The following is a 23,236-nucleotide window of genomic DNA, read 5'->3' on the forward strand; positions in this document are numbered from 1 at the left end:
TTGATATAACAAATGATTACGCTAACGTTTAAGGAAAACTTACTCTTTCCACAAGATGTGACAGAGCTTATGGTCTTTCTCGCGGCAAATCAGCACACGGGCAAACACGTCAGTAATATCTTCGGATTCACCATCGGTTAAGCCGATCACGACTTCCACAAAGAAATCAGGATTCAAGTCGAAATCTACGTGATCTTTCCAGTCTTCGGCAGGATCGAATAATTCAGCGGCTCCGCGCTCTTCAAACTGCAGATTAAATAGAATGACATCAGCAGGGTCGAGGTTATCGACAGCCAGCTCAAGGAAAATATCATAGGCCTGATCTAAGGCTTCATCTTCGGTTAGGCGGTTATCTAAATCCATCATAGGAGTGTCCTATCTATCTTGTAAGCATTTTAGCCACGCTATTTACAGCAATGGGCTGAAAAAGTAAAACAGTCGTTCGACTACGCGCTGCCATAATGGGCGTTTTAGCCATTCTGCTTCATCAAGCAGGGTAGAACGAGCGATATAGTCATCTTGTACGCAGGCTAAATCGGCGCCGAAGCCGTCGTCATCGATCACCAACGTAATTTCGAAATTTAGCCAGAGGCTACGCATATCGAGGTTAACTGTACCCACGAGACTAAGCTGTCCATCAACCAGAACACTCTTGGTGTGCAGAAGCCCCCCCTCAAACTGATAGATTTTAACTCCGGCCTCAAGCAGTTCCGCAAAGAACGAGCGGCTTGCCCAACCGACCATCATCGAGTCGTTTTTCTTCGGTACGATGATAGAGACATCGACGCCACGCTGCGCCGCGGTGCAAATAGCATGTAGCAAATCATCGCTTGGCACAAAGTAAGGCGTTGTCATAATGAGCTGCTCACGCGCGGAATAAACCGACGTTAACAACGCCTGATGGATCAACTCGTCAGGAAAACCGGGGCCAGAGGCGATAACCTGAATGGTGTGCCCAGACTCTTCTTCAAACGGCAGTGAATGATATTCAGGCTCGGGAGGAAGAATTCGCTTACCGGTTTCAATTTCCCAGTCACAGGAGAAAATTATCCCCATCGTTGTCGCAACGGGGCCTTCCATACGCGCCATGACGTCAATCCATTGACCCACGCCAGCATCCTGTTTAAAGAAACGTGGATCGACTAAATTCATGCTGCCGGTATAGGCAATAAAGTTATCAATCAACACCACTTTACGGTGCTGGCGTAAATCCATACGGCGCAAGAACACACGCATGAGATTCACCTTCAGCGCCTCAACGACTTCAACGCCGGCATTGCGCATCATTGCTGGATAAGGGCTACGGAAGAAGGTGACGCTGCCCGCGGAGTCCAGCAGTAGGCGACAGTGCACACCCCGTCTCGCTGCCGCCATTAGCGACTCTGCGACCTGATCGGCTAAACCGCCGGGCTGCCAGATATAGAACACCATCTCGATATTGCTACGTGCTAGTTCAATATCGCGGATCAGCGCCTTTAGGGTGTCATCACTGGTGGTCAAGAGTTGTAGCTGATTGCCTTTGACACCGGCAATCCCTTGGCGACGCTCACACAGCTGGAATAACGGCGTGGCGACTTCACTGTTTCCTGTAGCAAAAATGGATTTACAGTTCTTCAGATCGGCAAGCCAATGTGCCGTCGAGGGCCACATTGCCTTGGCTCGCTCTGCGCGCCTTTTGCCTAAGTGAAGTTCACCAAATGACAGATAGGCAATAATTCCTACCAGAGGCAGAATATAGATGATGAGCAACCAGGCCATGGCAGAAGGTACCGCGCGACGCTTCATCAGAATGCGAAGCGTCACGCTGGCAATGAGTAACCAATAGCCGAAAATTGCAAGCCAGCTAATCACGGTATAAAACGTTGTCATAAAGGCGAGTTGTCCTTTCGCAAAAAAGCGTTATCTCAACTGAGTTTACGCACAGTTGTTGAAAGGTAAAACCTTTTCGCTGAGAAAACTAAATGATTTAACTGTCGTATGAGTTTACAGACTGTAACATTAAGTCAATTATGAGATCGCACTCTGCGCGGATTTCTCTGGGGTAAAGCTAAATCGATTGTGTGACAAATGTCACGATGGGTTTATAATGTGCGCGCATTTACCCAGAGAGACGTTTGTCATGCGACGTAGTAGAAATGAAGTAGGGCGCTGGCGTATGTTGCGTCAGGTGCACCGCCGACGCAGTTGCTGGTTAGAAGGCCAATCCCGCAGAAATCGACACATCTATAGTGTTCGCCGCTTACACAAAATTCAGCATCATCGTTCGTTGCTGTATTCTGTTGCTTACGAGTGGTAGAAAAAATTCAGCCCCGCATGGCGGGGCTGGAGCAGATTCTCAGACGTTTATTTGCCCAGATAGGCGTTCAGCATCCAAACCTGTTTCTCTTGTTCCTTGATGTAATCGCTCATCAAAGAAGAAGTACCTTCATCGCCCGCTTCGCTTGCTAGCTCCAGAATTTCACGCTGCTGAGTCAGCAAAATGGAGTAGCCAGACAGCAGACCTTTCAACGTTCCCTTATCGTCAGTAACGTTAGTATCTTCTTTAATATCCGCCGTTTTCAGATATTCGCTGAAGGCATGACGAGGCTGGTAGCCAAGAGTCAGAATACGCTCTGCCAATTCATCAACTTTCAGCAGCAGATCGTTATAGGTTTCTTCAAATTTAACGTGTAATTCAAAGAACTGTGGACCCGTGATATTCCAGTGATAGCCACGTACGTTCATGTACAACACTTGGTAGTTACCGAGCAGGCTATTGAGTGATTCTGCGAGTTTTGCAGATTGTTTGGTATCGAGACCAATGTGAGATTTGGTTGCTTTTTTCGTTGTCGCCATAATCGTAAGTTCCTCATTATTCGGTAAAAGTAATATATCCGTAATAAATCGATATCGATTTTTTGACTCTGAGATCGGTGGACGTTGCTATGGTTGATACCCAGTCATCCAACCTAAAAAAACAGGCTTATGTAAACAATAAGTTAGCACGTGTTTCCTTGACTTCTATCCTGCCAGACTTGATGTAGGAGATCTAGGATCACACGGGTATTTTTGCCAATAGGTGCAATAGGTGCAACAGGTATAGAAAAAGGGATAAACCTGATTTTTCGTCAAGGGAATCTGCAATTAGCGCCAGCTCGTCCTGATAATGCCGCTTAGGAGGATAAAGACCTAATAATATTCTGACTTGTAGGCGGCTTATTCTGCCACTCAGAATATTTATGTACGGGGAAGTGATTGGTGTGAGTGTATCTATTTGAAATTGATGAATATACTTAAGGTGCTTATAAACGAACGCCGTGATGGATTCTTTCTTATAGTGACAATAAGCTGCAAAAAAAAGCCTGAACCTAACTATTAGTGCTGTTTTTTTCAACGAAACGACGGTGTTTTGCTGGTTTAATCATCGTTTTCAAGATGTCTATATAGGTAACCCATAAGTACTAATTATCAGGATGTTGCGGGTCTTGAGGTTTAAGGGTAGACTGCGCAGCATCACTGAATGGTGACAGAAAAGCGCGTTTAGCATTATCAATGATATCTCCATGTAGCCCCGCTAAATGCGCTTCTCTGAATTAGAAAAGGCCTGCTTATGCAGGCCTTTTTTATATCTGAAATTTGGTGTTAGCTCAGTCTATTAGAACACTTTTTTGTACGGGACAACCGTAACGGCCTGATAGACGCCAGCAGCAACATACGGATCGGCGTCCGCCCACGCTTTCGCCTGCTCCAGAGACTCAAATTCGGCAATGATAGCTGAGCCTAAAAAGCCCGCGGCGCCGGGGTCATTGGAGTCAATCGCCGGGAGAGGGCCTGCCGTCAGCAAACGGCCTTCATCGCGCAACACCTGTAGCCGAGCTAAATGGTCAGGTCGAGCGGTCATTCGTTTATCCAGTGCGTCGGGAACATCCTGAGAGAAAATAAGATATAACATGGTGCTAACCCTGATTGGTGGAATGAATTAATGTGATGGAGACAACACCACGTTACGGCATCTGTACTCGGCGTGCAATAAGCCTGTTACCTTGCTGTTAAGGAGTTGAAGAAGGTGGTGTTTTATCCGTCAGTTGAGCGTTTTCTTTTGTTCTGAACGCCTTTGTTCATTGCACATGATTGCTATTTGCATTTAAACTTGACCCCTCGTTAAACGAAGAACATTTGGGTTAAATCAATCCGTCAAATCAGGTTGCTAACACTTTGTCGCTGAAAACATCACCACTGAAGAAGTTTTTTCTGACGCGCCGTCTTTCATGGCCTACGACGTTGTCTGTCTGCTTACATACAACGTTAATCGCAGGCTTACTGTACGCCTCTGCTCAAGAGGTGTTGCATATGCCTGCCGAAGAGCCAGAACCGATTAACGTGGTGATGATTAATCCTGCCATGTTTGCGGCTCCTGCGCCTGTTGCAACGCCACAGCCTGATGCAAAACCTGAAGCTGCACCCCCTCCACCGCCAAAAGAAGAGAGCAAGCCGGAGCCTAAACCGGAGCCCAAGCCTGAACCAAAACCAGAGCCGAAACCGGTGCCTAAACCCAAGCCTAAGCCGGTGAAAAAAGAAGTGGTTAAACCACAGCCTAAGAAAGTTGTTGAAGAAAAGCCGCGTGAAGAAATACCAAGATCGACGGTAACGTCACCGGAGACATCGTCATCCAGCACGTCGACGCATGCGAGCACCTCTACCACTAAGTCGAGTAACAATACGACAAATGCTCCGGCGGTTGCTGCAGCACCGACAGGGCCACAGGCTCTAAGTATTGTGAAACCGGGATATCCAGCGCGCGCTTTCGCACTGAAGCAAGAGGGTAAGGTGGTTGTGCGCTATGACGTTGATAGTGATGGACGAGTGACGAATATCGAGATCCTTTCGGCTGAGCCTCGTAGTCTATTTGAACGTGATGTTAAGCTGGCGATGAAGAAATGGCGCTTTGTACCGGGTCGAGAAGGTAAGGGGTTAACCAAAACCATTATTTTCCGCCTTAGCGGTGATACTGAAATTCGATAGCGTCTTGTTTCTGTTCGGTAAGAAAAAGCCAGTCACATTGCGGACTGGCTTTTTTGTTATTGGATTTCGGTGCTTAAGCGTTAGTCTTCAAAGCCAACGCGAAAGTTTTCTTTTCCTGCTGGCAGCGTGCGTGACTTGTTGTCATCATCAACGGCAACATAGGTAAATACGGCTTCGGTGACGCAATAGCGTTGACCAATAGGGTCTGAGGAGACCTTTTTTACCCACACTTCGATATTTACCGTAATGGAACTACGGCCAGTTCGAATGCAGCGAGCATAGCAGCATACGACGTCGCCAACGGCGACGGGTTTTAGAAACGTGATGCCGTTAACGGCAACGGTAACCACTCGGCCTTCTGCAACTTCTTTTGCCAGAATTGCGCCACCAATGTCCATCTGCGACATGATCCAGCCACCAAAAATATCACCATTGGCGTTAGTGTCGGCTGGCATTGCCAAAGTACGAAGGACAAGCTCTCCCTCAGGGAAACGATGTTTTTCGCTCATAAATGTCAGTCTTAATTCTTTTCAATTACACCCATGATATCTCAAGCTGTCAGCAAATTGCCGCAACTGAATCAATCTAGGGCATATCACTTCCCGTGTATCAGTCTTCGGGAAAACCTTATTTGCTCGTTTTTTGTTCTTCAGCCATATGACGGTAGATATACACACCGCTTAATAACGTGAAGACTAACGTCAGTGCCGTTAAACCAAACACTTTGAAATCAACCCAGACGCTTTGCGGCATCCAGAACGCAACGTAGATATTGGCAAGACCGCAGGCCATAAAGAACAGCGCCCAAGCCGTATTCAAGCGCGACCATACAACGTCGGGCAGAGAAATCTCTTTACCCAACATGCGTTGGATCAATGGCTTCTTCAGAACAATTTGGCTAACCAGCAGCGCAATAGAGAACAGCGCATAAATGACGGTGACTTTCCATTTGATAAACAGATCGTTATGGAAGACTAACGTCAGTGTGCCGAAAATAGCCACCATCACGAAGGTGATGAGCGTCATTTTTTCGACTTTACGATATTTAAGCCATGTCACAATTAATGCGACAGCCGTAGCGGCAATCAATGCGCCTGAGGCAACGTAAATGTCATAAAGTTTGTAACAGACAAAAAATACTACCAGTGGCAGAAAATCTAAAAGCTGCTTCATATACCTGTCCATAAATCAGTTAACCGAGCGACTATACCCGATTCAGTGCGGCGAGGCATTAAAACCCTAACGCGTACCTGTTCTCATTATCGCGCATAATGCGGCTGAGTGGGATGAACACGGCCTATTTTTGCAAATACTTACAAGATGGCATAACGCTTGCTATCACCTTGATAAGTTGGTGACTTACACGCATGATGTAGCAAGAGTGTAAAGAAGGTAAGCGACATGAAATGGAAATTTATTAACGGCTGGATGCCGGGTTTAGCCCTCTTGATGGGGTATCAGCGGGAGTGGCTGACAAGTGATATTCGAGCAGGACTCTCGGTAGCCGCGGTGGCGTTACCCGTGGCGATTGCATATGCCGATCTTGCCGGCGTTGGCGCGATCGTCGGGCTATATTCCTGTGTATTTCCTATGATTGCCTATGCACTCTTTGGATCATCTCGTCAGGTTATCGTAGGCCCAGATACCGCAACCTGTGCGGTTATCGCTGCGGTGGTTACGCCGTTGGCTGCAGGTAATGCCGAACTGCAGTGGCAACTCTGTATCATGATGACGCTAATGACCGGTGGCTGGTGCCTGATCGCTAGCCGTTTCCGCTTAGGTGCATTAGCCGATCTGCTATCGCGACCGATTCTTACCGGCCTATTAAATGGCTTAACGATCACCATTATTGTCGATCAGTTGGGCAAAATATTTGGTTTTCAAACCAAAGCGCGTGAGTTGATTGAGCGTCTTATCTCGCTCCCTCATGATTTACTTTCAAGCCATTGGCCAACCATGTTGCTGTCTTTACTCACGCTGCTGGTGCTTATCGGCGTGAAACGACTGCGGCCAAAGTGGCCTGCACCGCTGATTGCGATGTGCCTCGCGATGCTTTTAGTCTGGTTATTTGACCTGCCATTGTACGGCATCAGAACGATAGGTGGGTTCAGCGATGGTTTACCGATTGTGCAGTGGCCGAGTTTCCAGCCGGGATTGCTGCGCGACTTGGTGATCCCTGCATTGAACCTAGCATTGATAAGCTTTGTCAGCCTGATGCTAACTGCGCGTAGTTTCGCCGCTAAAAATGGTTATGAAGTTAACGCAGATGCGGAGTTTCGCGCGTTAGGTATCGCGAATATCGTTTCAGGTCTGTCACAAGGATTTGCGATCAGCGGTACCAGTTCTCGCACGGCGGTGAACGACGCTAACGGCGGTAAGAGCCAGTTAGTGTCTATTGTGGCTGCCGTGGTGATTGGCGTCGTGGTGTTGTTTTTCACGTCTCCGCTGAAATACATTCCGGTTTCTGCGCTCGGTGTCGTGCTGGTTTATGCTTCGTGGTCGTTGTTGGATTTCCGTACTATTGTTCAATTGCGTCGTCGTAACCCCGCGGCATTTCGCCTTGCGCTATTTACTTTCGCCAGTGTGATGCTGGTGGGGGTCATGCCAGGCATTGGGCTGGCTGTTTTGCTTGGGCTGTTGCAGTTTTTGCGCACCGTTTTTCGGCCAACCGAGCAGTTGCTAGGGGTAAACGAAGAAGGGATGATCCATTCGCTGGGGAATGGGGCGCAGGTGAAAGCCGTAGATGGGGTATTGATGTACCGATTCAACTCGCCGCTGACCTATTTCAACGTCAGCTATTTTAAGCGCCGTGTATTGAATTTGGTTGATGGTATGCCATTCCAGCCACGCTGGGTGGTTATTGATGCGGTTGCTAGCTTTACCTATCCCGATATCAGCGTGATTTCTACCGTGGATGAGTTAAAACGCGATCTTAAACAACGCAACGTTAAGTTGGTGCTGGCGGGGCGTAGAACCGACCTTAAACGCTGGTTTAGTGCTAACCGAGCGAAAGGGGAAGAGAAAGGGCTGCTGTTTGTCTCGGATCTCTATCTGGCGCTTAAGCTCATTCAGAGTAGTGAATGTGTTAACTGCGAACCTTCCCCCGCCGGTGAAAAGAGAATACTCGCGCTGGAAGATAAAACGGCGATGGGACAGATGTCAGAAAAACAGTAGGCGGGAGTTACTTCCGTCAGGTCTTTCAAATAACAACGCCCGATGAATATCATCGGGCGTTGTGCTAAATAAAATCTATGGTTTCGCTTTTGCCTCATGGCAAAGGCGGGTCATCATTGGTGGGCTAGCTCAGCCTCTTCTTCAGAGTCAAAAACATTTTTGTCGGTCTGACGCAGAATTTGACTGGTAATAGTACCTGCCGTCATTGAACCATTGACGTTCAACGCGGTACGCCCCATATCAATTAGCGGTTCAACGGAAATCAGCAGGGCAACTAACGTGACCGGCAGCCCCATGGCTGGCAATACGATCAGCGCGGCAAACGTTGCGCCGCCGCCCACACCCGCGACGCCGGCGGAGCTTACGGTTACGATACCGACCAGTGTAGCAATCCACAGAGGATCCAGTGGGTTAATTCCCACGGTTGGTGCAACCATCACCGCAAGCATCGCTGGATATAAACCCGCACAGCCGTTCTGACCAATTGTCGCACCAAAAGAAGCAGAGAAGCTGGCGATGGATTCAGGCACGCCGATACGGCGAGTCTGTGCTTCAACGTTTAGCGGTATGCTTGCTGCGCTAGAACGGCTGGTAAAAGCAAATGTCAGAACCGGCCATACTTTGCGGAAGAATTTTAGCGGGTTAATACCGGTGAAAGAGAGCAGCAGGCCATGAACCACAAACATAATTGCCAGTCCCAGATAGGATGCAACGACGAAGCTACCCAGCTTGATAATGTCGTGCATATTAGAACCCGCAACGACTTTGGTCATCAACGCCAGTACGCCGTAAGGTGTCAGTTTCATGATCTGACGGACGAGTTTCATGACCAGCGACTGCAGGGTATCGATAGCAGTAAGAACGCGCTTACCTTTGACCTCATCATCTTTCAACAGTTGAAGCGCTGCAGTCCCTAAAATTGCCGCGAAAATAACCACGCTGATGATAGAGGTCGGGCTTGCACCCGTGAGATCGGCAAAGGGATTCTTAGGAATGAATGAGAGCACCAACTGCGGAACGCTCAGATCAGAAACCTTGCTCGCATAGTTCGTGTTAATCGCGGCTAATCGTGCCGTTTCCTGCGTGCCCTGTACGAGACCTTCAGCGGTCAGGCCAAATAGATTGGTGACCAGCACCCCAACCAGCGCGGCAATCATGGTGGTGAATAACAGGGTGCCAATAGAAAGAAAACTGATCTTACCCAGCGAAGACGCGTTGTGCAGCTTTGCTACGGCGCTCAGAATAGAGACGAACACCAGCGGCATCACAATCATCTGTAACAGTTGCACATAGCCGTTACCCACGATATTGAACCAGCTAATGGAATCTTTCAGCAGCGGGTTATCTGAACCGTAAACCAGCTGTAGGCCTAAGCCGAACAGAACCCCCATCACTAAGCCGACGAGTACTTTTTTAGCCAAGCTCCATTTAGTACGACGCGTCTGTGCCAGTAGCAGCAATAGTGCTACAAACACCAACACGTTAATCACGAGCGGTAGGTTCATCCCCATTCTCCATCCAATGTTTTTATATTATGACTGTTTTTATACGTTTCCTGCGGCCCTATAGGACGATCAAGCCTCTTTGGACTTAACACTGACCTACGCTGAAACGTTTAATGTATATATGCTAACAGCACCATTGACCTCGCGCTTATATCCAAAATGAATTTATTATAATTTTTGCATCGAGTTTGTATGTTAAGCCCGCAAAACGCGGAGTTTATAAGCGATGGGATGTGATGTGGGTCATAATTTTTGGCTCACGTATCTGAGTAAATCGTAAAACGGCACGAGATCACCTCCCCAATAGACGGCATATCCCACTAGCGACATGCACAGAATACGTTCCAACTGATTCCCTTTCTGAGAATTGAGAATGGGCAAACGAAAACGCCAACGGATAGGCCACAATAGGGGAACACCAGCCGGTGTGAGCATATCGGCTAGCAGATGGCTGAGATAGCCAATAACCATCGCGTGCATGGCGTCTACGGGGATACCCATATAGCTAGGCATTTCACAATGCAGGAGAAATATTCCGCCGATAACGGCTAACAGACTATGAGTAAATCCCCGATGGCCAAACATGCGGGCAATTGGGGATGATAGCCATTTGAGGCGCTGTCCCAGCACCGATTTGGGATGATCAATATCGGGCCATAAGCAGGTGAGCAGTGCGCCGGGAATGATGTGCCACCAGTCACCATGGGCGAGCGCAGGCGTCAGTTCCGCTTTTTTAGCGAAAATGGCACATGCGACAGAAAAAATGAGATGGCCTTCCGCCGTCATGATAAAACTCGCCGATGCTACTGGTAATTTATCCAGCATATCGGAGTTTTCGCAGGAATCAAGAGGTGACAGCGTAACAGATGGCTGTTTGCTGTATAAATATACATAAAACGGAGCCTAGGCTAGACTCCGTCTATCTTGCAGCAAGATTATGGCTGAATATCTGACGCGCTAAGCTCGTTGAGGTTGTTAAGTTTTACGTCAGCGAGTGCCCAGCGTGGGTCGTTAATATTCTCAGGTGCAGGTACCACGATGGAACGCATGCGGGCTGCTTTGGTTGCAATCATACCGTTGAAAGAGTCCTCCAGCGTGACGCAGTTTAGCGGATCGACGCCCAGCGCGTGGGCTGCATTGAGGTAGACTTCTGGATGGGGTTTACTATAAGGCAAGGCTTCGGCAGACACCACCGCGTCAAAGTACTGGCTGATGTTAAACATTTCCAACACATCGTTAAGCATGTAAAGAGGAGACGCAGAGGCCAAACCGATTTTCATTCCTTGTTGGCGACATAACTTGAGCGCGTGCTCAACGCCAGGCAGCAGCGGTTTGGTGTCACGAACCAGTTCAATCACACGGCGAATGATTCGCTCGGTCACTTCTTCCTGACTCGCGCCTTGCCACGGTGTGCGTTGATACCAAAGCTTAACCACCAGATCGATGCGTAGACCCAGGGTTTCTGGAATGTCTGCTGCATTCACGTCGATACCTAATGAGGAAAAGACATCGTGCTCTCCTTGAGTCCACAGCGGCTCAGAATCTATCAGTAACCCATCCATATCGAAAATTACGGCTTCAATGCGACTCACTGGCATTTCCTCATCTATTGAGATTAACGGCCCCAAGCTGGCGCTTGCAGGCATTCACTTTATTTACTCTAACATTCGCGATGGTTTTGGTTAAGCCAGTTATACTCAACAAGCTTAAAGTTAATCCGAACCCGACCAATCAATTCAACAAGTTGAGATTGCGGGAAGATAAACAGCCACGTAGACTGCCGTTATTCAAGGCGATAACAACGCGAATTAGTAAGGGGATGGTATGACCTACCAACAAGCCGGTTGGGTTGCAGTGATAAAACGGATTTTAGGCTGGGTGGTGTTTATTCCAGCGCTGCTTTCGACCATCGTGTCGGTGCTCAACTTTCTGTATCAGCATAGTCAGAAGCAAGAAGGTTTGAACGCCGTTATGCTGGATTTTGTGCATGTCATGATTGATATGGTCAAATTCAACACGCACTTTCTGGATGTATTCTGGTTCAACTCTCCTGAGCCAGCGCTCGGACAAGGTTTTACCGGTGCCAACATTATGTTCTGGGTTATCTACTGGCTGATATTTGTCGGTGTGGCATTACAGGCCTCTGGCGCACGCATGTCGCGACAGGTTCGTCATATTCGCGAAGGTATCGAAGACCAACTGATCCTCGAACAGATGAAAGGGGCAGAGGGACACAGCCGCGAGGCGCTAGAGAAGCGAATCGTACTGCCGCGCCATACGATTTTCCTCCAGTTTTTCCCTCTGTACATTTTGCCAATTATCGTTGCGGTGATCGGGTATTTTATTTTGAAGTTGCTGGGGATGCTGTAGGTGATTTAAGACAGGGCCTACATTTCGTGTAAGCCCTGTCTAATTATCTCGCTGTTGCGCCCTAAGAAAAAGAACGGCAGAGCTTAATGCCGGTCACTTAAGCGTGATTTTAGGGGAAGTACACCGGGAAGTACACCGATGGGGTCGTAGCAGCTTTAGCTGCCGACAACTTTGCCGGGAGCAAAGTTGAACAACGCTTTAGCGTTGCCCCTTAGGGTGGAACACATGGATGTGTTCCATAACCGCCCCGCGGTGTGCTAGCCCCGTGTATCTCGATCTCTTAAACGATCAGCATTACAGCAGAGCTCGCCTCTATAATTCATTTCCATTCCCCGTTTGCACTCATGTTTACGCTATATCGTTTAGGCCACATCTTTCTCCATCAATTTATCCACTGCCTGAATCGCGGTTTCTAGATGCGGCCCCGCAAACAGGTTGCACATATTGAGCTGATGATAGAGTTGGTAAATTGGCTGGCGATCGATAAACGATGTCGGCAGAGGCCAGACGCTTTGGTAGCCATCGTAAATCTGTGCGGGTAATAAAGGGTATAGCGGCAGCATGGCCAAATCGCACTCGCGATCCCCCCAGTAACAGGCAGGGTCAAAAATTACCGGTCCTTGAGCGCTTAGCCCCATATTCGCAGGCCAAAGATCGCCGTGCAGCAGCGACGGTTGTGGCTGGTGGCCTTGCAAACGTTGTTCTACGGTGCTGACAATGCTGTCGATATCACCAAAGTGAATGCCTTTTTCCGCCGCAAGCTGGAGCTGCCAGCCAATACGTTGCTCGGCAAAGAACTGCGCCCAACGGCGCTGCCACATATTAGGTTGTGGAGAGGTTGAAAGGTGGTTGTCAAAATCCAAGCCAACTGTGGTTGCTCGCTCCACTGATGCAGACGCGCCAGTTGTTGCCCCAGAAGATAGGCATTGTGCGCATCGAGTGGGCGAACCGGCAAATACTCCAGCAGCAAGAAACTCGCTTCACGCGTAGAGCCGACACCGTAAACCTGCGGCGTTCTTACCGTATGGCTACGAGCCAGACATTCAAGCTGATCGGCTTCAGCTTTGAAATCTTGCAGAAAATCAGGGGTGTCACACTTGATGAAAACCTTGCGATCGCCATCGCTAACGCACCATGCTTGGTGAACCTCGCCACCGGCAAGCTCTTGTTTCTCGCGAATGGTAAAGGCTTGGTCAAAATGCCCACTGAGTAAACGACTCACCGCTTGCCACATAGTGTACCCCCTATAATACCGCTGATATTTGAAGCTGCTTGGCGTTAGCTTTGCCTGCTACAACAACTATTTTAGGTATAGATCGTGAAAGGAACTGGCGTTCTATTATCCCGACTCATTGTTGCACGATAGAGTGCGACTCAATAATTCAGGACAGACATATAGGTGAACATAATTGTGTGATGCTATTTTGACCGTAACCGTTGTTGCGATGAACGTAAAGTATAAAAGATGATCACAGGTTATTTTCTGTTAATTGCTTGATCGAAAATAAAGTAGGGCGCTAGTTGCGCCCTTTAGAAGGATTTCTAGCGGCCCAGAGTTGGGTAAAATATTCATCACGCAAAACGGCCTCCACTTCGGGCTCTTGCCCTAATGCGACCTTGCCCAAGGCCTGCGCAAGACGCTCAACGTCACTTTTATCTTGTAGGCTGGTGATGGCGTAACTATTTGGCCCCAGTTCATGCGGGATACCATCAGAATCCGCAACGGTAGTGGCAAACCCCTCAAGCATGAGTTGGTTGTTTAATTTTGCGTTTTCCGCCAGATCGGCCTGCGGATAACTGAAGGTCACTACATAGCAAGCAATAGCAGATTGACTCATGGAGTACCTCAATTGATGCACTTAACTAAATAATAATAGTCTATAAATAAACTAAAAATGTGTATAAAAAGGTGAAATGAGCAACAAAGCGTAAAAATCAACTAGCCAAAGACCTTTTTTTTCTGGCAACATCCACCTCGGACCAACATACGCAGAGGATCTCGCAACGGTGAAGATACGAATCAGTTGCATGTTGGCGGTATTGCTTTTGGCTGGGTGTGCGAAAGAGCAAACACCGCCTCAAACAGTGAAGTTAAACGTCAACAATAATGCTCGCGGTAGTTTTTTAGATGCACGAACGCCACCTGAAGGAGAGTTTGGAACTTACATCCGAACGGCCTCAAACAGTTATGGCATTGATGAAACCTTAATAAAGGCCATTATTCAGGTGGAATCAGGAGGGAATCCTCACGCGGTCAGCACATCCAATGCGATTGGGCTGATGCAGTTAAAGGCCTCTACGGCCGGTAAGGATGCTTACCGCAAGAAGGGGCGAGGCGGGCAACCAACGTCGCGTGAGTTAAAAGATCCTGCTGTCAATATTGATTTAGGCACCGCTTATTTGAATATTTTGCAGAATCAGCAGTTAGCCGGTATTACCAACCCTAAAACCATGCGGTATGCGATGATAGTGTCATATGCCAACGGCGCAGGAGCCATGTTGAGAACGTTTTCGCCAAACCGCAAAGTGGCGATCGACAAAATCAATAGCATGACACCGGAACAATTTTACCAGCATATACAGAAACGACATCCGGCAGCGCAGGCTCCGCGTTATCTGTGGAAAGTAAACACCGCCTATCTGGCGATGGTGCAGTAAGTTGTAAATCAGGCCATGTCCTGACTGTGGTTAGCTTTATAAGGCTGTAGGTTAACCACAGTCATCTCTCCTCTTCTTAATTGAAACCCTAGCGGCGTTGGCTGCATTCACTCACCCGAATCACTTACTCATGTAAGCTCATCGGGATTCGCTCATTTGCCACGTTGCTATGCTTCCAATTAATTCGAGGGGGTAAGCGGCGTTGGCTGCATTCACTCGCCCGAATCACTTACTCATGTAAGCTCATCGGGATTCGCTCATTTGCCACGTTGCTATGCTTCCAATTAATTCGAGGGGGTAAGCGGCGTTGGCTGTATTCACTCGTCCGAATCACTTACTCATGTAAGCTCATCGGGATTCGCTCATTTGCCGCCTTGCTATGCTTCCAATTAATTCGAGGTGAGCGATAAAACCCCGGTTTTTTGTGCTGTAAAACCCAACTTTTGTGACTTTTTTATCAAAATTCTTTATCCTTCTCCCCGCACTTATTCCGCGTAGGTTTTATTTTCTATTTAACTCATTGTTTTTAAACGTTCTTGGAAGTAATGAGTTACCGTTAGCGGAATTGAGCACTGTGCTTCCTGCGCGATATGACCCAGAGGGTCAGCTCCTAACAGCGATCTACAAAATTGCAGGACACATTGGGCAGAACAGGATGTCTGCGTTGGCCCACGTTTCACAAAGAAGGTAAGTGAATTAATGAGTATTATTTCCCCTGATACTGGCCGGGTGGCGACAGAACGCCCGACCAAGTGGAATAAGACAGACACAGTCTGGATGTTTGGGCTCTATGCCACGGCGGTTGGCGCGGGTACGCTATTTTTGCCAATCAACGCCGGCTTAAATGGTCCGCTAGTTTTGATTTTGATGGCTATTTTGGCCTATCCGTTAACCTACCTCCCTCACCGCGCACTCAGCCGCTTTGTATTATCAGGTTCAAGCCGTGATGGTGATATTACCGATGTGGTAGAAGAACACTTTGGCATTTTGGCGGGTAAAGCCATTATGGTGCTGTATTTATTGGCGTTCTTCCCAATCGTGTTGGTGTACAGCATCTCCATTACCAATGCGCTGGAGAGCTTCTTGATAAACCAGTTTCATGTAACACCGCCGCCCAGAGTTTGGTTGAGCTTGGCGGTGGTCGCAGCACTGAGTTTGATCCTGCGCACCGGTAAAGAGACGATTGTGGCAGCCATGGGGATTTTAGTTTTCCCATTGATTGTGTTCCTGTTGGGTATTTCGTTGTACCTCATTCCTTATTGGAACGTTCATGCATTTTTCTCCGGCCTTAGTCAGACGTCGGTGAGCGATCCGCAGCTTTGGCGTTCGCTCTGGCTGGCTGTGCCGGTAATGGTGTTTTCATTTAGTCATGCACCCATTATTTCTTCGTTTTCCTCAACGCAAAAAGGGTTATACGGGGAAGGGGCTGAGCGCCGTTGTGCGCGCATCATGCGCTACAGCTATATGATGATTTGTATCAGTATTCTGTTCTTTGTGTTTAGCTGTGTGATGAGTTTGTCACATGCTGAAATGCTGGCGGCTCGCGATGAAAACATTACCGTGCTTTCCAGCTTGGCGAACAAATTCTCGAATCCACTGATTGCTTATCTCGGACCAGTGATGGCTATTTTAGCAATGTCCAAATCGTATTTAGGGACTTCGCTGGGGGTTACTGAAGGGGCGACTAGCCTGATCGATGGCGCATTCCGCACGGTAGGTAAGAAAGTTTCTTCAGGGGCAACACATAAAATTTCGGCGATACTGCTGTTTGCCATTACGTGGTTAGTGACGTTTCTGAATCCAAGCGCATTGCACATTATCGAGACTATTAGTGGGCCATTGATTGCGGTCATTCTGTTTATTCTGCCGATTTATGCGATTCATAAAGTGCCAGCGATGAAAAAATATCGCTCCATCACCAATCCGTTTGTCTTGATTATGGGGCTGATTGCGTTATCAGCACTGGTTTATAGCCTGTTCTAGACGCAAGCAGAACATCAGAGATAAAGCCGTGCTGAGAAGCGCGGCTTTTTTTTGTATTTATTGCGCCCATTAATACTTAGAAAAGCATTTCGTTTGTAATTAGGTCTAAGATTCTTTATTTTTACGTGCAAATAAAACTTATTATCATTACCAATTGGCCTACTGGTCATTCAAGGAGAGCTTTATGGCACGTAATTTCAACCGATTGGCGTTAGTCTGTATGCTTGCGCTATCAGTTCCCGCGATCGCGACGACTTATCCTTTAACCGTCACCGATACATCAGGACAGACACTCACCCTGAAGCATGAGCCGAAGCGGATCGTGGTGCAAGATGGGCGCGATATTATGACGTTGGCGCTGCTTGACCGGGCCGATCCATTCAGTCGCATTGTAGCGTGGAACAATCTACTGAAAAAAAGCGATCCTGAAACTTTAGCCGTGCTCAACCAGAAATGGCCGGGGGAGGCTGACAAAATTCCGGATATGGGGTTCAGTGATAAAGGCGAAGTGAACTTAGAAAGCGTTATTGCACGCAAACCCGATCTCATGATTGCGCAACTGCGAGCGAAACCCGCGTTGGCAGATACGGGAGTATTGAAGCAGCTTGCGGCGCTGAATGTGCCAGTTCTTTTCGTGGATACCTATTTACAACCGATCGCGAATACGCAGAAAAGCGTTCAACTGCTTGGCGAAGTGCTCAACCGTGAACATGAAGCGAAGGAATATACCGATTTTTATCAGAAGCATTTGCAGGAGATTACATCTATAACCGCTAAAGTGACGCCAAAACCTCGGGTATTCATGGAAGCTAAGGCGGGTGTTGGCGGGGCTGATGCATGTTGCTTTACGCATGGACACGTCGGTTTTGGTGGCATGATTGAAGCCATTGGCGCAGAGAATCTGGGCTCTGCGTTATTACCCGGCGCCAATGGCGATATTGCGATAGAAAAAGTTATCAGCCTTAAGCCTGATGTTTACATAATTTCAGGTGCCCGCTGGAAGAACAAAAACAGTATCGCGGTTCCATTCGGTTACGGTGTCACGCAAAAGCAGGTGGATGATGGTTTTAAGAAGCTGGAAGCGCGTAATGGTTTTAATCAGATAAAAGCGGTGAAAGAGAACCGTTTGTATGGGATGTATCACAACTTCTATAACCATCCATATAACATTGTTGGCTTAGACTATCTCGCGAAGTTTATTTACCCACAGCAGTTTGAAGCGCTAGATCCTGCACAAACGTACCGTACGATTATCTCGACCTTCACCCAGATCCCACCGGCGGATGCCATTTTTGGGGCACAGGCTCCGGTCAATAAATAATTCATAGCATAAGGCCGTAAGCTAACACCGTTTATTTAAGCTCGATTTTAGGGGGAGCACACCGATGGGGTCGTAGCGGCGTAAGCCGCCGGAGCGCCCCGCGGTGTGGTAGACCCGTGTATCTCGATCTTTTAAAAGAACGGTATTAAGCGGCATTTTTACGCCTTAACAGCCACGATCCGTGAACAGATCTGCTCTAGCAGTGCGGTTTGATGGCTGAAAATAATCATGCTCAGCGGGCGCTGTTGCGACTCAATAATCAGTTGTTGCCAGATATCGCGTTGGATGTGGGGATCGAGCTGGGCGGTGACTTCATCCGCTATCAGCAGACGAGTGCGAGGATCGAGAGCCCGTAACAAAGCGATACGGGCTAATTCGCCGCCGGACAGTTGGTTGGGCTTACGTGCTAACCACTCGCGTTTGACATGAAAGCGTGTGAGTTGCATGTCGTCGGGCTGCCATGCATCGCGTAATGCTTGCCCGGTGGTGCGATAGGGATTGAAGGTGAGTTCGGGATGCTGGGGAACCAATTGAACGGGGCAATAGCCTTTTGTCGGCAAAGGCATGCCATCTAACATGATTTGGCCACTTGAACATGATTGCCAATTGGCTAACACGCGACCCAATGTGGTTTTTCCATAGCCACTGGGTGCGGAAATACCTATCCGTTCGCCAGGGGTTACGCTAAGGGAGAAATTATCCCATAGCGTTCGATTATCTTGCTCAATGGTGAGTTGAGACACGCAAAACATCATACGCTCCTCATCGGAAATGAAGCGTCATTGTTAGCAAACAGCGGGTGATATTCTGGCTGTGCCTGCCAGTGTCTACGCAGCGTAGGGCTTCCGTTTCCATTCTTTAAGTCATCAATCGAAATATCATCGCTGATCCGCCCATCATTGAGCGCAACGATGCGATCGGCGAAGCGTGAGGCTAATGACAGATCGTGTGTGACCCATAATACACCGGCACCCTGAGCACTGAGTTCGCGTAGCTGTTGCAGGAGTTGGCAGGCCAAAGGTTCATCGAGCCAAGCCGTCATTTCGTCTGCCAGAATATATTGTGCGCCGCTCAGCGCGGCATTACAGGCCAGAATTCGTTTTGCCATTCCTCCTGAGAGTTGGCGAGGGTATTTAAATAAAACATCGGCCTGCAACTGATAGTGTTTAATTTGCTGATCCAGCGCGAGAGCACAGGTATGGCTGCCGCTCAGCTGTAAGCTACGACTCAGTTGAGTGCCCACTTTTAACAGCGGATTCAGCGAACTTACACCTTGCGGCACATAGCAGAGCGTGTTACCTCGCAGCTGTTGGCATTGCTGCTCATCTAGCGTTTTGCCTTCTAGCTGGATCTCTCCGCGCATACGTAAATTTTGTGGCAGAAGAGCCAGAGCACTTTGTAACAGCAGGCTTTTGCCTTCGCCGCTGCCGCCCACTAACGCCACAATTTCTCCACGGTGCAGCGTGAGGTTGATATCGCTGAGGATTGGTGACCAACGTTTGCGCCCAAACCAGCTATAGCGAGCATTTTCGATGGTGAGATGTTTGAAACTCAGCATGATTGATTCCTTAGCCACAGCTGTTGGATTGCGCGGGCACATTGATCAAAGAGTAAAACGATCAGTAACAGAATGAGCCCTGGAAACACGGCTAGCCACCAGCAGCCATTGCTGAGAAAACGCAGTGCGTCGGCAAGTAAAATGCCCAAAGAAGGTTCATGGGGGGCCAACCCGAACCCGAGGAAGCTCAATGCCGCGCTGTGCAGTACGGCATGAGGAAACATGAGCAGCGTGCCAACAAACCACTGGGGAGCTAGCGCGGGCAGATAATGCGCTCGCCAGCAGTGCCAACGGCTATTACCCAAGCGTTGCGACAGTGTCATATAGTCACTGGTACGAATGCGCTGCGCTTCTGCGCGCAAGATCAGCGCCAGCTTCGGCCAATGAGTCAATGCGACAGCCAATATGACGCCTTGCTTACCGCCGCCCACGGTGAAGCAGATTAAGATCAATAGCAGCAGATGAGGCAAAGAGAGCAGCGTATCAATAATCAAGCGCAGCAGGTGATCGATAGTGGGATGAATTAAGGTGAGACTCGCTACCAGCATGGCAATAATACCGCTGCACAGTGCCGCACCGATGCCTATCTGCAAACTGGTCAAGGCTCCCTGAAAACAACGTAGCCACAGGTCGCGTCCCAGATTATCGGTGCCGAACCAATGAGTCGCACTAGGTGCTTGATACCGCGCTAGCAAGTCCAAGGGAATATCGGCTGAAAGTAAAGAGACACCATACACGGTCAACAGCGCAAGGAGTAAAGCGGAAAGCACAAAACGCAGCAGCGCTGGAGCGGGATTATTCAACATTATTTGTGCTCCAGAATGCGGTTCATTCTTGCAAGTAACATCGTAGACAGCGAGTTGCCGCAAAACACCAATAGGGTGCTGAAGAGTACGATCCCCATCAGTAAGGGAATATCGCCGCGAAGTCCCGCGTCGATGGTGGCTTGCCCTAATCCCGGATAAGCAAAGATTTTTTCGGCTAGCAGCGATCCACCGAGTAATTCTCCGACGGAGGCAAACTGTAGGCACAGTGCCGGCGTGAGGGCATGACGTAGCACCTGCACGCGGAGCAATGACCAGCCGCAGTCGCCCTGGGCTTGAGCATAGCGCACAAAGTCACTGCTCATCACCTCGGCGATTTTCTCGCGCGTGTGCAGCGCGATTTGCCCCAATCCCATCAGACTCAGCGCAATCATGGGTAAAACCAAATGATGAATCCGCTCACCGATGCTGGCGGCTTGGGCATTGCTGCCGGGTTCCCACGCGCAGCAAACCGGAAACCATTGCCAGTGCACAGCAAAAACCACTAACAACAGTAAACCGACCCAAAAGGTGGGCAGAGAAGATAACAGATAACTTAGGCGACAAATGAACCTGTCTGGCCAACGATGAAGATAGCGTCCAGCGGCAAATCCCATTAGCAAACCTAGTCCGCCTGATAGCAACCATGCACCAGCCAAAAGCGCAAAAGACGTGGCAAAGCGCTCACTAATAACCTCGGCGACAGGAGCGTTATACAACATCGAATAGCCGAGATCGCCTTGCAATACCTGTGAGAACCAGTGCCAAAACCTCAGCCATAACGGCTGGTCCAAGCCCCAACGAGCAGCGATCAGCGGGTATTGCTGCGGCGGAACATGCAACAAATCGTTGCCGATATAGGCTCGGATGGGATCTATTGGCGAAAAACTGAGTAGCGTGAAAGTGCCTGCTGACACTAAGGTCAGCAGGCACGCGAGCCTTAGCAGAGTAAACAGTACCCTGCGTAGCGTATGAGAAGACCCCAGACAGAGGCTCGCTTTGACAAGGTGTTTTACTTGCACGTCCACTTCCAATCTTGCAGATTGTTCAATACTGACCAGCTACCATGAATTTCAGGTGCAGGCTTACCTAAGTCGATACACGGATTAGCAAGGTAAGTATGTTGTACATTAAGCAGCCAAGCCCATGCCGCATCGCCTTTCACGCCCACACCGGTTTTGCCGTCCCATTCTACCTGCTGCCAGAAAGGCACGGCTTTCTGCCATGTCGGCGCATCTAATGCTTGCTGCAGATGCTCATCAACGGCTTTATTGCTGTAGTAGCCCGGATTGTAATATTCCACGCCCGCGGCTTTGCTGCTGTAATGATGATATAGCTCCATGGGGTCTAAGCTACCCCAACCAAACAGGGTTGGGTTGGAATGCATATTGCGCTCGACGGTTTCCCAACTACCGGATTGTAGATCCATCTTGATGCCGAGTGGTTCCAACATCGCACGTATGGCCTGAGCAAGGTCGCGACGAGTGCTGTCGCCGCTGGTATACCACAGCGTCAATCTCGCTTCTAATCCGTCTTTGACGCGCACTCCGTCACTGCCCACTTTCCATCCTGCTTCATCTAAAATTTGTTTCGCTTTAGCCAGATCGCCATCTTTAAACGCCGCGTCTTTGCTATCCCACGGGAGGCTTTGCACCGCGCTATAGGCAGGGATAGCATGGCCTTCCATTAGCTGATCGGCGAGAAGTTGGCGGTTAATGGCGTAGTTGATGGCGCGGCGAATGGCGACATCCGCGGTTACATCGTTGCCAATCGGATAACCGTTGGCGTCTTTTTTCCCTGCTGGTGTCATTGGAAATACGATACCGCGGTTTTCAACGCTAGGGCGAACCCAAAGCTTGAGGCCACTTTGCGGTGTGACAGATAAAGAAGGTGGGATGCGCACCAAACCTAGCTGACCACTCTGGGCTGCGGCATAGGCGCTGTCTTCATCTAAGAAGACGAAGACAAGCTTATTAAAGTCGTTTTTATGCCCAGCGTAGTAAGGGTTGGCTTCCACAATCAACTGCTGTCCTGGCTGAAAACTCACTAAGCGGTAGGGGCCTGCGCCAATCGGTTTTTGTGCGTAGGTTTTAGCATCATATTTTTCTGCTGACACGATGCCCAACGAGCCTAATACGTTAACAAAAGTGCTTTGCGGTGCCGATAATACAATCTCTACGCGATGCTCATCTAAGGCCTTTGCAGAGGCAAAATTACCCATATCAATTTTTCCGCCGCCGCGAGCAGCCTGATTATAGGTAAATGCAACGTCTTTAGCGGTCAGTGGCGAGCCGTCTGAAAATTTGAGTTCGGGCTTGAGGGAGAGGGTCCAGATTTTACCGTCTTCGCTGTTGGTTACTTTTTCGGTGAGTAGATTGTCCCAACTCAGGTCGGCTTTCTGTTTCAGTAATGGGCTGTGTAGTAGCAGGTAGCTACCGTGGCTCCATCCAAGTAAAGGATCAAAGCCTTCTGTCGGTTCTTCACCTATTGCCAGTTTGAGCTGATGCTGAGGTGCTGGCGTAGTATCTGCCTGCGTATAAAGAGGTAACGTACTGAAAATCAGAGCGAGGGTATAGGGTAGCGCTTTTAAGTTGAGTGGCATATTGTTTCCTAGATATCTCATTATTTTGTATGACTTAAAGCGGTGGGATTTATAACAGAGGAGGCGGGGCGTAGACATGATTTGCATCAATCCCAGAAGGCAAAGTATGCACTTTTTCCTTTTTTTGCATACTTTACGGTTTGCTGGGTAAATTATGTGCCAATTTTATGGACATACAGTGGATGAAACTATCGCAACGAGACATAATTAATTTTTATTAAACCTGCGCAACTATCACTTGGCAGCAATAGCCGCAGCCAG

Annotated in this window: 22 protein-coding genes and 1 pseudogene; 7 read left to right on the forward strand and 16 right to left on the reverse strand. The window is 48.7% G+C overall.

All coding sequences use genetic code 11. From position 1 onward, the window contains the following. Window positions 1-39 precede the first annotated feature (39 nt). Window positions 40-363: an HI1450 family dsDNA-mimic protein gene (locus tag K9N75_RS10995; protein ID WP_035502449.1), complete on the reverse strand. Its 324-nt coding sequence runs from the start codon at window positions 361-363 to the stop codon at window positions 40-42. A 45-nt stretch (window positions 364-408) separates the two neighbouring features. Then, the gene (cls, locus tag K9N75_RS11000; protein ID WP_008813402.1) at window positions 409-1,869 is read right to left on the reverse strand and encodes a cardiolipin synthase; all 1,461 of its coding nucleotides are present in this window, start codon (window positions 1,867-1,869) and stop codon (window positions 409-411) included. 250 nt (window positions 1,870-2,119) lie between these two features. Here cls and K9N75_RS11005 point away from each other — a divergent pair, with 250 nt between their 5' ends. Further along, window positions 2,120-2,296: a YciY family protein gene (locus tag K9N75_RS11005; RefSeq protein WP_071603101.1), complete on the forward strand. Its 177-nt coding sequence runs from the start codon at window positions 2,120-2,122 to the stop codon at window positions 2,294-2,296. Window positions 2,297-2,343: 47 nt separating this feature from the next. Here the strand turns inward: K9N75_RS11005 and K9N75_RS11010 are convergent, their stop codons facing one another. Together K9N75_RS11010 and K9N75_RS11015 are read right to left on the reverse strand one after the other, a co-directional pair. Further along, window positions 2,344-2,835, reverse strand: coding sequence for a Dps family protein (locus tag K9N75_RS11010; protein WP_004090001.1), 492 nt, complete (start codon window positions 2,833-2,835; stop codon window positions 2,344-2,346). 799 nt (window positions 2,836-3,634) lie between these two features. After that, window positions 3,635-3,931: a YciI family protein gene (locus K9N75_RS11015; RefSeq protein ID WP_004090000.1), complete on the reverse strand. Its 297-nt coding sequence runs from the start codon at window positions 3,929-3,931 to the stop codon at window positions 3,635-3,637. Window positions 3,932-4,329: 398 nt separating this feature from the next. Here K9N75_RS11015 and K9N75_RS11020 point away from each other — a divergent pair, with 398 nt between their 5' ends. Beyond that, window positions 4,330-5,001, forward strand: a complete 672-nt coding sequence (locus K9N75_RS11020) for a TonB family protein (protein ID WP_020303766.1) — start codon at window positions 4,330-4,332, stop codon at window positions 4,999-5,001. Between the two features lie 80 nt (window positions 5,002-5,081). Here K9N75_RS11020 and yciA read toward each other — a convergent pair whose 3' ends face one another. Next, window positions 5,082-5,510 carry an acyl-CoA thioester hydrolase YciA gene (yciA, locus tag K9N75_RS11025; protein WP_004089994.1) on the reverse strand — a complete coding sequence of 143 codons (429 nt, stop codon included), beginning with the start codon at window positions 5,508-5,510 and terminating at the stop codon, window positions 5,082-5,084. A gap of 118 nt (window positions 5,511-5,628) precedes the next feature. Continuing rightward, a complete protein-coding gene (locus K9N75_RS11030; RefSeq protein ID WP_008813404.1) occupies window positions 5,629-6,174 on the reverse strand; it encodes a septation protein A in 546 nt (181 codons plus the stop codon). Between the two features lie 228 nt (window positions 6,175-6,402). On the opposite strand from K9N75_RS11030, the gene K9N75_RS11035 reads away from it, so the two are divergent. Beyond that, window positions 6,403-8,175 (forward strand): SulP family inorganic anion transporter, encoded by a 1,773-nt coding sequence (locus K9N75_RS11035; protein WP_008813405.1) that lies wholly within the window; start codon window positions 6,403-6,405, stop codon window positions 8,173-8,175. A gap of 113 nt (window positions 8,176-8,288) precedes the next feature. Here K9N75_RS11035 and K9N75_RS11040 read toward each other — a convergent pair whose 3' ends face one another. The 3 genes from K9N75_RS11040 to hxpB all read right to left on the reverse strand — a co-directional run bounded on the left by K9N75_RS11040 (window position 8,289) and on the right by hxpB (window position 11,278). Next, window positions 8,289-9,680, reverse strand: a complete 1,392-nt coding sequence (locus tag K9N75_RS11040; protein WP_008813406.1) for an L-cystine transporter — start codon at window positions 9,678-9,680, stop codon at window positions 8,289-8,291. A gap of 243 nt (window positions 9,681-9,923) precedes the next feature. Then, entirely contained in the window at window positions 9,924-10,466 is a 543-nt protein-coding gene (locus tag K9N75_RS11045) for a metal-dependent hydrolase (protein WP_020303765.1), read from the reverse strand. A gap of 149 nt (window positions 10,467-10,615) precedes the next feature. Next, complete coding sequence (gene hxpB, locus K9N75_RS11050; RefSeq protein WP_040012372.1) at window positions 10,616-11,278, reverse strand: hexitol phosphatase HxpB; 663 nt, start codon at window positions 11,276-11,278, stop codon at window positions 10,616-10,618. A gap of 226 nt (window positions 11,279-11,504) precedes the next feature. Between hxpB and K9N75_RS11055 the strand changes: the two genes are divergently transcribed. Beyond that, window positions 11,505-12,050, forward strand: coding sequence for a YniB family protein (locus K9N75_RS11055; protein ID WP_004089983.1), 546 nt, complete (start codon window positions 11,505-11,507; stop codon window positions 12,048-12,050). 437 nt (window positions 12,051-12,487) lie between these two features. Here the strand turns inward: K9N75_RS11055 and K9N75_RS11060 are convergent. After that, a pseudogene (locus K9N75_RS11060) lies at window positions 12,488-13,284 on the reverse strand (fructosamine kinase family protein); the annotation flags it as partial. 283 nt (window positions 13,285-13,567) lie between these two features. After that, the gene (ghoS, locus tag K9N75_RS11065) at window positions 13,568-13,888 is read right to left on the reverse strand and encodes a type V toxin-antitoxin system endoribonuclease antitoxin GhoS (RefSeq protein WP_008813410.1); all 321 of its coding nucleotides are present in this window, start codon (window positions 13,886-13,888) and stop codon (window positions 13,568-13,570) included. Between the two features lie 169 nt (window positions 13,889-14,057). Here ghoS and K9N75_RS11070 point away from each other — a divergent pair, with 169 nt between their 5' ends. The 3 genes from K9N75_RS11070 to K9N75_RS11080 all read left to right on the forward strand — a co-directional run bounded on the left by K9N75_RS11070 (window position 14,058) and on the right by K9N75_RS11080 (window position 18,012). Next, on the forward strand, window positions 14,058-14,708 hold the full coding sequence (locus K9N75_RS11070) for a transglycosylase SLT domain-containing protein (RefSeq protein WP_020303763.1): 651 nt from the start codon (window positions 14,058-14,060) through the stop codon (window positions 14,706-14,708). A gap of 699 nt (window positions 14,709-15,407) precedes the next feature. Continuing rightward, window positions 15,408-16,691, forward strand: a complete 1,284-nt coding sequence (locus tag K9N75_RS11075) for an SLC5/6 family protein (RefSeq protein ID WP_008813411.1) — start codon at window positions 15,408-15,410, stop codon at window positions 16,689-16,691. A gap of 184 nt (window positions 16,692-16,875) precedes the next feature. Further along, entirely contained in the window at window positions 16,876-18,012 is a 1,137-nt protein-coding gene (locus K9N75_RS11080) for an ABC transporter substrate-binding protein (RefSeq protein WP_008813412.1), read from the forward strand. 158 nt (window positions 18,013-18,170) lie between these two features. Here the strand turns inward: K9N75_RS11080 and K9N75_RS11085 are convergent, their stop codons facing one another. From K9N75_RS11085 to K9N75_RS11105, 5 genes are read right to left on the reverse strand one after another with little or no spacing between them, the layout of a single operon-like run. Then, a complete protein-coding gene (locus K9N75_RS11085) occupies window positions 18,171-18,764 on the reverse strand; it encodes an ATP-binding cassette domain-containing protein (protein ID WP_020303762.1) in 594 nt (197 codons plus the stop codon). After that, window positions 18,764-19,570 (reverse strand): ATP-binding cassette domain-containing protein, encoded by an 807-nt coding sequence (locus K9N75_RS11090; RefSeq protein ID WP_008813414.1) that lies wholly within the window; start codon window positions 19,568-19,570, stop codon window positions 18,764-18,766. Before K9N75_RS11090 ends, K9N75_RS11085 begins: the two co-directional genes overlap by 1 nt. Further along, a complete protein-coding gene (locus K9N75_RS11095; RefSeq protein ID WP_224452576.1) occupies window positions 19,564-20,376 on the reverse strand; it encodes an ABC transporter permease in 813 nt (270 codons plus the stop codon). Before K9N75_RS11095 ends, K9N75_RS11090 begins: the two co-directional genes overlap by 7 nt. Then, window positions 20,376-21,329 carry an ABC transporter permease gene (locus tag K9N75_RS11100; RefSeq protein WP_224452607.1) on the reverse strand — a complete coding sequence of 318 codons (954 nt, stop codon included), beginning with the start codon at window positions 21,327-21,329 and terminating at the stop codon, window positions 20,376-20,378. The genes K9N75_RS11095 and K9N75_RS11100 overlap by 1 nt, the downstream gene beginning before the upstream one ends. Before the next feature lie 56 nt (window positions 21,330-21,385). Beyond that, a complete protein-coding gene (locus K9N75_RS11105) occupies window positions 21,386-22,975 on the reverse strand; it encodes an ABC transporter substrate-binding protein (protein ID WP_224452577.1) in 1,590 nt (529 codons plus the stop codon). Window positions 22,976-23,236: the final 261 nt, after the last annotated feature.

The sequence above is a fragment of the Hafnia paralvei genome (assembly GCF_020150375.1).
GTDB classification, from domain to species: domain Bacteria; phylum Pseudomonadota; class Gammaproteobacteria; order Enterobacterales; family Enterobacteriaceae; genus Hafnia; species Hafnia paralvei.

Bases quoted from the DNA above. Each gene is read 5' to 3' on its own strand.
- K9N75_RS10995 (WP_035502449.1), bottom strand. From the start codon at position 363: ATGGATTTAGATAACCGCCTAACCGAAGATGAAGCCTTAGATCAGGCC.
- cls (WP_008813402.1), bottom strand. From the start codon at position 1,869: ATGACAACGTTTTATACCGTGATTAGCTGGCTTGCAATTTTCGGCTAT.
- K9N75_RS11005 (WP_071603101.1), top strand. From the start codon at position 2,120: ATGCGACGTAGTAGAAATGAAGTAGGGCGCTGGCGTATGTTGCGTCAG.
- K9N75_RS11010 (WP_004090001.1), bottom strand. From the start codon at position 2,835: ATGGCGACAACGAAAAAAGCAACCAAATCTCACATTGGTCTCGATACC.
- K9N75_RS11015 (WP_004090000.1), bottom strand. From the start codon at position 3,931: ATGTTATATCTTATTTTCTCTCAGGATGTTCCCGACGCACTGGATAAA.
- K9N75_RS11020 (WP_020303766.1), top strand. From the start codon at position 4,330: ATGCCTGCCGAAGAGCCAGAACCGATTAACGTGGTGATGATTAATCCT.
- yciA (WP_004089994.1), bottom strand. From the start codon at position 5,510: ATGAGCGAAAAACATCGTTTCCCTGAGGGAGAGCTTGTCCTTCGTACT.
- K9N75_RS11030 (WP_008813404.1), bottom strand. From the start codon at position 6,174: ATGAAGCAGCTTTTAGATTTTCTGCCACTGGTAGTATTTTTTGTCTGT.
- K9N75_RS11035 (WP_008813405.1), top strand. From the start codon at position 6,403: ATGAAATGGAAATTTATTAACGGCTGGATGCCGGGTTTAGCCCTCTTG.
- K9N75_RS11040 (WP_008813406.1), bottom strand. From the start codon at position 9,680: ATGAACCTACCGCTCGTGATTAACGTGTTGGTGTTTGTAGCACTATTG.
- K9N75_RS11045 (WP_020303765.1), bottom strand. From the start codon at position 10,466: ATGACGGCGGAAGGCCATCTCATTTTTTCTGTCGCATGTGCCATTTTC.
- hxpB (WP_040012372.1), bottom strand. From the start codon at position 11,278: ATGCCAGTGAGTCGCATTGAAGCCGTAATTTTCGATATGGATGGGTTA.
- K9N75_RS11055 (WP_004089983.1), top strand. From the start codon at position 11,505: ATGACCTACCAACAAGCCGGTTGGGTTGCAGTGATAAAACGGATTTTA.
- ghoS (WP_008813410.1), bottom strand. From the start codon at position 13,888: ATGAGTCAATCTGCTATTGCTTGCTATGTAGTGACCTTCAGTTATCCG.
- K9N75_RS11075 (WP_008813411.1), top strand. From the start codon at position 15,408: ATGAGTATTATTTCCCCTGATACTGGCCGGGTGGCGACAGAACGCCCG.
- K9N75_RS11080 (WP_008813412.1), top strand. From the start codon at position 16,876: ATGGCACGTAATTTCAACCGATTGGCGTTAGTCTGTATGCTTGCGCTA.
- K9N75_RS11085 (WP_020303762.1), bottom strand. From the start codon at position 18,764: ATGTTTTGCGTGTCTCAACTCACCATTGAGCAAGATAATCGAACGCTA.
- K9N75_RS11090 (WP_008813414.1), bottom strand. From the start codon at position 19,570: ATGCTGAGTTTCAAACATCTCACCATCGAAAATGCTCGCTATAGCTGG.
- K9N75_RS11095 (WP_224452576.1), bottom strand. From the start codon at position 20,376: ATGTTGAATAATCCCGCTCCAGCGCTGCTGCGTTTTGTGCTTTCCGCT.
- K9N75_RS11105 (WP_224452577.1), bottom strand. From the start codon at position 22,975: ATGCCACTCAACTTAAAAGCGCTACCCTATACCCTCGCTCTGATTTTC.